The sequence below is a fragment of the Rhizobacter sp. P1_G5 genome, assembly GCF_056405435.1.
Genome location: NZ_JBFUCB010000293.1, coordinates 1 through 7,240, shown reverse-complemented (window position 1 = coordinate 7,240; position 7,240 = coordinate 1). Strand labels below are relative to the sequence as shown.

The following is a 7,240-nucleotide window of genomic DNA, read 5'->3' as shown; positions in this document are numbered from 1 at the left end:
CATCAAGGACTACGAGGAGTCCGAACGCATCGCGGCCAAGGTGGCGGCCATGCTGACCGGCTACGTGAAGCGCCAGGCGCCCGATGGCGGAGGCTACGAGGGGCCGTTGAAGGACGACAACGGCAACGACCTGCCGCGCCAGGTGGGGCTGTCGCCCGGCACCATCATCGACACGCTGGCGGTGGGGGAGGAGATCGGCCTCATCGACAGCAAACGCCCGAACCCGAACCTGATCACCTTCCGCAACGGGCAGCTGCGTGCCTTCGCCGCCGGCATCGGCGCGAGCTACTCGAGCGTCAGCCGCAACTACGACGGCACGTACAGCAGCCAGCGGCAGGAACTCGTCGAACAGTGGGTGCACTACGCCACCCTGACGGAYGATTTCGTGTCGATGGCTGTGCAGCCGATGGTCGAAGATTTCATCAACGCGGCGAACGCCTCTGATGTGGTGACAAAGCCTGCCGACTTGAAGCCAGGCACGAACGACGACGTGCTCTACGTCGCACCGTCGATGCCGTGGATCGACATGGCGAAGGAAGCGACTGCGTGGCTGACGTTGAGCCAGGCCGGCTTCATCAGCGAGGTCGAGGTGATCCGCAAGGCTGGTCGCAATCCCGACACCGTGCTCGAGCAGGTTGCCCGTTGGCGCAAGAAGGCCGAGGAGAAGGGGCTGCGGTTCAGCAGCGATGTGCGCAACCAGAACGCGAGCGGTCTGCCCAGTCCGCCGAAGGAAAGCGCCAATCAGGCCAACGACGAAGAGGAGGAAGCGTATGCCGCCTAAGCACGAACCCCGCAGCCTGAGCGATGCCGACGCGCAGGCCATCGCCGAGCGCCTGTCCGCGCAACTGATGACCCAGCTCGGCGACGAGCGCACCGCGCAGCGCCTGGTCGGCGTGTGGGGCGGCTACGTCGATCGGCAGCTCGGGCGAGGCCTGCGCCGCCTCGYGATGTACGCGGTGATGGCGCTGCTTGGCCTGGGCGCGCTGAAGTTCGACTGGTTCAGCCGCCTGCTCGGCAAGTGATCGACGCCGCGCCCTCCACACCCCACACCATGACAACCACGACGACCACAGCGATGAACTTCGAGACCGCATTCGACCAGGTACTCGGCAAGGAAGCCGGCTTCAGCGACGACCCGCGCGACAGCGGCGGCCAGACGATGTACGGCATCACCGAAGCGGTGGCGCGCGCCTTCGGCTACGTCGGCCCGATGACCTTGCTCCGCCTCGACCAGGCCAAGGCGATCTACCGCAGCCGGTACTGGGATGCGCTGCAGCTCGACCAGGTCGCGAGCCTGGCGCCGGCCGTGGCCGGCGAGCTGTTCGACACCGCAGTGAACCAGGGCGCCGATCAGGCGGCCACGTTCCTGCAGCGTGCGCTGAACGTGCTGAACAAGGAAGGCAGCTGGTATCCCGACGTGAAGGCGGACGGACGCACCGGCCCGATGACGATCGCGGCGTTGCGGGAGTACATGCGCCGCCGCGGCGCCGAGGGCCAGGTGGTGCTGCTGCGCGCACTCAACGCGCTGCAGGGCGCCTTCTACATCGAGCTGGCCGAGCGCCGCGCGAAGGATGAAACCTTCGTCTACGGCTGGCTGCTGAACCGCGTGGAGATCGCGGCCGCTGCGGGAGGCAAGGCCTGATGGACCCGATCAGCACCGCCTTCGCGCTCGCGCAGTTCGTGCCGGGCATCCTGAAGTGGATCACAGGCAGCGACCAGGCCGAGCAGGCCGCCAGCACCGTGATCGACATCGCCAAGCAGGTCACCGGCAAGGACAGCGGCCAGGCCGCGCTGAGCGCGATCCAAGCCGATCCTGCCGCGCGGCTGGCCTTCCGCCAGGCGGTGATTGCGGCCGAGGCCGATCTCGACAAGGCCTTCCTCGCCGATCGCCAGGACGCTCGCAAGCGCGACGTGCAACTCGCCCAGCTCGGCAGGACGACCAAGCGCGCGGACCTGATGATCGTCGGCGACGTGGTGGGCATGCTCGCGTGCCTGTCGGCGATGGTCTTCGTGACCTGGCTGGGCGTGACGAAGGGCGGCGACGTGAATCCGCTGATCATGGCGCTCAACGGCCCGCTGGGCATGCTGACCCAGCAGTTCGCCAACGGCCTGCGAGACGCGCACCAGTTCGAGTTCGGATCGAGCCGCGGTTCGGCCGAGAAGACCGAACTGCTGGCCCGGGCGCCGGCAGTGAAGTAGCCGCCGAACCGCAGTTCCCTGGCAGTGCAGGCGTCTGCACTGCCTCAAAAAGACAGGGCGACCGCCGTTGTGTTGGAGCACTCCGGCGGCCACCAAACCCACAGAGATGTCCTGTGAGCCCAGCCAAGGCCCTGCCACCTTCCGGAGGCGGGGCGCAGTGTACCCACACCCAAACTGGAGCCTCATGGCCAACCCTATCATTCCCTGGATCGGCGGCAAACGACGCTTGGCCGATCTGCTCATCCCGCGTTTTCCGGCGCACAAGTGCTACGTCGAGGTCTTTGCGGGCGGCGCCGCGCTGTACTTCCTCCGCCCGCCAGCCGACGTGGAGGTCATCAACGACATCAACGGCGAGCTGGTGAACCTGTACCGCGTGGTGAAGCATCACCTCGAGGAGTTCGTGCGCCAGTTCAAGTGGGCGCTGTCCAGTCGCGAGGTGTTCAAGTGGATCCAGGACACGCCCGCGGAGACGCTGACCGACGTGCAGCGTGCCGCGCGCTTCCACTACCTGCAGCACCAGTGCTTCGGTGGCAAGGTGCAGGGGCAGACCTGGGGCACGGCGACGACCGCGCCACCGGTGAACCTGCTGCGTATCGAGGAGCAGCTGAGCGCCGCGCACCTGCGCTTGGCCGGCACCTTCGTCGAGCGGTTGCATTGGAAGACCTGCATCGAGCGCTACGACCGGCCGCACACGTTCTTCTACCTGGACCCGCCCTACTGGCAGACCGAGGGCTACGGCGTGCCGTTTCCGTTCGAGGAATACGAGGCGATCGCCGCAGCTTTCCGCAGCCTGAAGGGCAAGGCGATGATGAGCATCAACGACCACCCGGACATCCGGCGTTGCTTCGAGGGCATGCACATGGAGTCGCTGGACATCGCCTACACGGTGGGCGGAGGCGGCAAGGCCGTCGACCGGCGCGAGCTGGTGATCTGGTCCTGGGATCCGCTGGCGGATCCGGCCGGACTCTTCTGATCCGCCAGGCCGAGGGCGTGCAATGCGCCCTTGAGAACTGTACAAACGTACAGTACATTTCTGCCATGGATCACCCGTCTTTCCTGCCGGCGACCTGGCTGCATCGCGTGGCGACGCGGCTGCAGGCGCAGTGGCCGACGGTAGATCCACAGCAGCTGGATGACGTGGCGCTCGACCTCTGGCGAGACGAGCGGCTGCGCGCCATGCAACCCGAAGAAGCAGCTGTCGCCTGGCTGCGCCCTGTGCTGCCCGAATGAAATGCTGGTCGACGTGGTGGAGATGTACAAGCGAGGTCAGCGCCTCGAGCGGGGGAGCCTTGCGTCTGTTCCGGCCCATCGTGGCGTGTTGAGCCTGACGCCGGACCGGCCTGGTCGAGATCCACGGGACCGCAATCCGCCGCTGTTGGCCGGCCTGTGTCGTCCCGAGGGCATGAGCTGGGTCTTGCCCCCGCTGGACAAAGCGCGGGTGGTTCGGATCAACCCGCGCGGCATGTTGATCAAGGGACGGCAGGAGCTTCAGTCGACCAGGTCGAGCCGCAACTCCGAATGGTTTGACCAGGCGTGGTGGGTGAGGGTGGTTGCACCGGCGGCGCGCGCCGCGGCGCTAGAGTTCGAGGATGTGCAACCTGTACACCTCGCCAACTGAGCAGGAAGTCTGGGACTACTGGGACGTGAGCGGACCGATGCCTCCATTGCGCTTCTTCGACGGGCACCACGTCGGGCCGAAGAAGCAGGGCCAATTCCTGCGCGCGGACCGCGCGAGCGGCGGCCTCATCTACGCCGTCGGGCGCTGGCAGCTCGTGCCGGCGAACTGGCCGGACATCGATACCTACCCGTACGCGACGAACAACGCGCGGTGGGAAGACAAGGTGCGCGTGGGCCGCACGTTCAAACCGGTGTGGCTGGCAGGGCAGCGCTGCGTGATCCCGGTACGCAACTTCTATGAGCCGTGCTGGGAGACGGGCTCTCACGTGAGCTGGCGGTTCGAGAACAACGATGGCAGTCCGCTCGGCCTGGCGGGCCTGTGGAACAGCTGGATCGACAAGACCACCGGCCAGGTCATCGACACGTACACGATGATCACGATCAACGCGGACGATCACCCTGTCATGAAGCGGATGCACAAGCCGGACCCCGACGATCCGGAGAAGCGCATGGTCGCTGTGCTGGAGCCGCGGGATCAGCAGGCTTGGCTGTTCGGGTCGCCGGCCGAGGCCGAGAACGTGATCGGACAGTGGCCCGTGGAGAAGATCAAAGCGACGCCGATGCCGAAGGTGGAGCGTGCTCAGAAGCCGAAGGTGCCGCCTGCAGTGAAGGCAGACACGCAAGGCGACCTGTTCTAGTTTGGTGCGCTGGATGGTCGATCGCCAAGCGAGGGCGGATCTCCGCACTACTTGACGATGAACACTTTGGATGAGACGTCGTATCGCAACAACTGAGGAAGCTTGCTGTCATTTTGGTAGACGAACTGCTCGGCTGCCTCACCCTCAGCAAACCTCGTCTTGTATGAGATCGTCACGACAGTGCCGGTCTGTGTGTAGTTGACTCTCCATCCTTCCTGCGTCGCCAACTCAACCTTGCCCAGTTTGCGATGAACAGCGGACAGCATCTCGATGAACTCTTCGYGGGAGACTGCTTTCTGAAACTCCGTCGAGCCCTGGGACCAGATGGTTTCGAACCGGCCCTCGTCCAACAAAGCGTGGAACTTGGCGACTTCAGCCTCGACACCGTCGATTTTTGCGGACGCGGTGCACGCGCCAAGGAAGAGAGCAAAGATCAATGCCGCGATAGAACGGTTCATTGTGATTCCGCGTCAGAAGGCGAGTAGATTTGTTCGATCGCGGCGACGGGGTCGGCGTCGATCAAGTGCCGCTGTTCGACGTAGGCGATGTGCGCTGCCTCCTGGSAGTCGTCCCACGCGTTCATTGGCTCGATCGCCATGTACATGCCCGCCTGCGCTTCARGCCAAGCGTCAACGCCTGTCAAAGCCGGCCAGAATTTCACTTGCGACATCGGCATGCGTTGGTGCTCAACTGCGTCTGCTGGAATCTGCTGCCGTCGGTAGATCCACACGTCGGCCGCATACCGGGTTAGCGCCTCAGCTGAGTCAGCGCTGAAGCGCTTCGACATCTGCATCACGAACTCGTCAATCCAGCGTGAACGGGGCATCAGGTCCATGTCGACATGGTAGCCGGGCGAAGGTTCGGCGGCACGACGTGGCGCTCATGTTTGGACTCCGATTCGACTGGCGCGGTTCTCCGCAAGCATCGTACAAAAGATCTTGCCTTGCTCGATCGCATCGTCCAGTGCCACATGCGTGTGAGGGAGGTCTTCCTTTCACCGGCGCGGCATGTTCCGCTTCGTCGAGTCTCGGTAGGGAAGCTGGAGCATCGCCATCGCGAACGTCTTGACATCGAGCRCAGAGTGGCTGAACGGACTCTCGCCTGCGAAGCGCATCAGATACCAGTAGACGAACATGAAATCGAAGGCCGCGGGGTAGCCGACGAACACCGGCTTGCCCGACAGTGACTTCAACCAGGCCGAGTAGGCCGGCATGGCGACGCCCGGCGCTTGACAGTCCACGCGCGTGGCGTCCCAGGCGGCTGGGTTGGCCTTCCAGAACTCCATGGTGGTGGGCGACGAGGCGGCGCCTTCGAGCAGCTCAAGGTTCGCAGCGAAGGTGCTCAGAAGGCGCCCGTTCGCGTCGAAGGCCGCCGAGCCGAAGCTCAGCATCGAGTGCGGTCCGGGGATGGGACCGTCAGCTTCGATGTCGGTGGAGACGTAGATTTCGGTGGTCACGCGGCATTCTGATGCCAGATCGCACGCCAGGTTGGGGCCGATCTTCTGATGGGCGGGCGACTGCGCAAGTCGGTCGCGCGCGGCACCAGTTGCCGATGCCGAACTACTGGATATGAGACACCGTCTCATAAACGTCTCATATCGGGCGCCAATGACAAAGGGCCCGCATCGCTGCGGGCCCCGTCAATACTGGCTCCTCGACCTGGGCTCGAACCAGGGACCTACGGATTAACAGGCCGGCGCTCACTCAAAAGGTTGCCCTAGGTAATGCCTGAGGTTCTTGAGGTGTGTTTTATGGTGCTGAACCATTTATTGGGCAGCGGCGCGCAGCGTGTCGGTTAGGCCCATTATCCATTCGTCTAAAACTGACATACCCGGGCGACTTGGTTTGCCAAGTTCGAAGACGTCCGGCATCTGCGGTTTCACGAAAGCGATCTGCTTTGATGCCTCACGGGCGGTGTAGTAGCCGCGGTGAGCATAGAAGTTCCGAACGTGGCGTATCTTATTGGCTGGTGAGGTAGTCGCACCCAGTGCGCCGGCAATCGCAGTAAGGTTTTCCACTTTGAGCCTTTGCGCAGAGTCGATGCACTCCGCGGCATCGAACCATTTAGGCTCAGTTTTCTTGTTCTTGAAGGTGGAGAGAAGTGCGGGGATAACAGTGCCGGCACTGCCTACCGTGGGTGCTCGGTTGATCCACGTGCCGCCAACAGTTTTGGTGCGACCACAAGCTGATTCAACGATCAACTCCCTACAGCATCGAGACCAACTGTCGTGCAAGCGAATCACCGTCATCTCGCAGATCAATCTGTGGGAGTCGGAATGGCTTGGCAGAGCTTTCGCGAATTCCCGCGACAACCAAGACGATTCTTGGATAAATCGACGTACCGGGACGGCGAGTCGCGACATTCTACTTTGCGAGCAGTCCGGTGAGCGCGAGAACGTAGGTGGGGAATCGAACCTTTCGGCTGGCCACTCGGTGGGCATTTGCTTTCGAAGCAGTCCAAAATGCCACCATGCTCTGCTGCGCCGGCGATTCGTCGAGGTCAATAATCGCTGACAGGTATAGCAAATTGTCGATGACGGCCTCTTTTGTCGCGAGCGGCACGCGATTGGTAGGAACTTCAATCTTACCTGCAGGAATGCCGACAATCATCGCCGCGCAAGCTGCAAAAAGCATCAGAAAATGAGGGGCGCGTAGTACAGATGTATGCGTCAAGGACGGGGCGAGTTCATTGGCAATAAATGAGAGAACGGTGTACATATTTTTGAT

General features: G+C 63.1%; 12 protein-coding genes and 1 pseudogene. 8 read left to right on the top strand and 5 right to left on the bottom strand.

Annotated elements, in window-relative coordinates:
* Window position 1 precedes the first annotated feature (1 nt).
* From AC1D12_RS19445 to AC1D12_RS19410, 8 genes are all read left to right on the top strand, one after another.
* Complete coding sequence (locus AC1D12_RS19445) at window positions 2-781, top strand: phage portal protein (protein ID WP_477842326.1); 780 nt, start codon at window positions 2-4, stop codon at window positions 779-781.
* A complete protein-coding gene (locus AC1D12_RS19440; protein WP_477842325.1) occupies window positions 771-1,022 on the top strand; it encodes a hypothetical protein in 252 nt (83 codons plus the stop codon). The genes AC1D12_RS19445 and AC1D12_RS19440 overlap by 11 nt, the downstream gene beginning before the upstream one ends.
* A 29-nt stretch (window positions 1,023-1,051) precedes the next feature.
* Window positions 1,052-1,642 carry a glycoside hydrolase family 108 protein gene (locus AC1D12_RS19435; RefSeq protein ID WP_477842323.1) on the top strand — a complete coding sequence of 197 codons (591 nt, stop codon included), beginning with the start codon at window positions 1,052-1,054 and terminating at the stop codon, window positions 1,640-1,642.
* Window positions 1,642-2,199 (top strand): hypothetical protein, encoded by a 558-nt coding sequence (locus AC1D12_RS19430; protein ID WP_477842321.1) that lies wholly within the window; start codon window positions 1,642-1,644, stop codon window positions 2,197-2,199. Before AC1D12_RS19435 ends, AC1D12_RS19430 begins: the two co-directional genes overlap by 1 nt.
* A 184-nt stretch (window positions 2,200-2,383) precedes the next feature.
* Window positions 2,384-3,172 (top strand): DNA adenine methylase, encoded by a 789-nt coding sequence (locus tag AC1D12_RS19425; protein ID WP_477842319.1) that lies wholly within the window; start codon window positions 2,384-2,386, stop codon window positions 3,170-3,172.
* Between the two features lie 65 nt (window positions 3,173-3,237).
* Window positions 3,238-3,429: a hypothetical protein gene (locus AC1D12_RS19420; protein WP_477842317.1), complete on the top strand. Its 192-nt coding sequence runs from the start codon at window positions 3,238-3,240 to the stop codon at window positions 3,427-3,429.
* Between the two features lies 1 nt (window position 3,430).
* A complete protein-coding gene (locus AC1D12_RS19415) occupies window positions 3,431-3,817 on the top strand; it encodes a hypothetical protein (RefSeq protein ID WP_477842315.1) in 387 nt (128 codons plus the stop codon).
* Window positions 3,789-4,514, top strand: a complete 726-nt coding sequence (locus AC1D12_RS19410; RefSeq protein WP_477842313.1) for an SOS response-associated peptidase family protein — start codon at window positions 3,789-3,791, stop codon at window positions 4,512-4,514. The genes AC1D12_RS19415 and AC1D12_RS19410 overlap by 29 nt, the downstream gene beginning before the upstream one ends.
* A gap of 47 nt (window positions 4,515-4,561) precedes the next feature.
* On the opposite strand, the gene AC1D12_RS19405 is transcribed toward AC1D12_RS19410, so the two are convergent.
* The 5 genes and pseudogenes from AC1D12_RS19405 to AC1D12_RS19385 all read right to left on the bottom strand — a co-directional run.
* Window positions 4,562-4,972 (bottom strand): DUF4019 domain-containing protein, encoded by a 411-nt coding sequence (locus AC1D12_RS19405; RefSeq protein ID WP_477842311.1) that lies wholly within the window; start codon window positions 4,970-4,972, stop codon window positions 4,562-4,564.
* Window positions 4,969-5,349: a hypothetical protein gene (locus tag AC1D12_RS19400; protein ID WP_477842309.1), complete on the bottom strand. Its 381-nt coding sequence runs from the start codon at window positions 5,347-5,349 to the stop codon at window positions 4,969-4,971. Before AC1D12_RS19400 ends, AC1D12_RS19405 begins: the two co-directional genes overlap by 4 nt.
* Before the next feature lie 45 nt (window positions 5,350-5,394).
* Window positions 5,395-5,970: pseudogene (locus tag AC1D12_RS19395) on the bottom strand (3'-5' exonuclease family protein).
* Between the two features lie 309 nt (window positions 5,971-6,279).
* A complete protein-coding gene (locus AC1D12_RS19390) occupies window positions 6,280-6,762 on the bottom strand; it encodes a hypothetical protein (RefSeq protein WP_477842307.1) in 483 nt (160 codons plus the stop codon).
* A gap of 115 nt (window positions 6,763-6,877) precedes the next feature.
* Window positions 6,878-7,240, bottom strand: a 363-nt coding sequence (locus AC1D12_RS19385) for a hypothetical protein (RefSeq protein ID WP_477842305.1), incomplete at its 5' end; no start/stop codon positions are given.

What these genes read in the sequence shown, in the direction of transcription:
- AC1D12_RS19435 (WP_477842323.1), top strand. Translation starts at nt 1,052, where the DNA reads ATGACAACCACGACGACCACAGCGATGAACTTCGAGACCGCATTCGAC.
- AC1D12_RS19430 (WP_477842321.1), top strand. Translation starts at nt 1,642, where the DNA reads ATGGACCCGATCAGCACCGCCTTCGCGCTCGCGCAGTTCGTGCCGGGC.
- AC1D12_RS19425 (WP_477842319.1), top strand. Translation starts at nt 2,384, where the DNA reads ATGGCCAACCCTATCATTCCCTGGATCGGCGGCAAACGACGCTTGGCC.
- AC1D12_RS19420 (WP_477842317.1), top strand. Translation starts at nt 3,238, where the DNA reads ATGGATCACCCGTCTTTCCTGCCGGCGACCTGGCTGCATCGCGTGGCG.
- AC1D12_RS19415 (WP_477842315.1), top strand. Translation starts at nt 3,431, where the DNA reads ATGCTGGTCGACGTGGTGGAGATGTACAAGCGAGGTCAGCGCCTCGAG.
- AC1D12_RS19410 (WP_477842313.1), top strand. Translation starts at nt 3,789, where the DNA reads ATGTGCAACCTGTACACCTCGCCAACTGAGCAGGAAGTCTGGGACTAC.
- AC1D12_RS19390 (WP_477842307.1), bottom strand. Translation starts at nt 6,762, where the DNA reads ATGACGGTGATTCGCTTGCACGACAGTTGGTCTCGATGCTGTAGGGAG.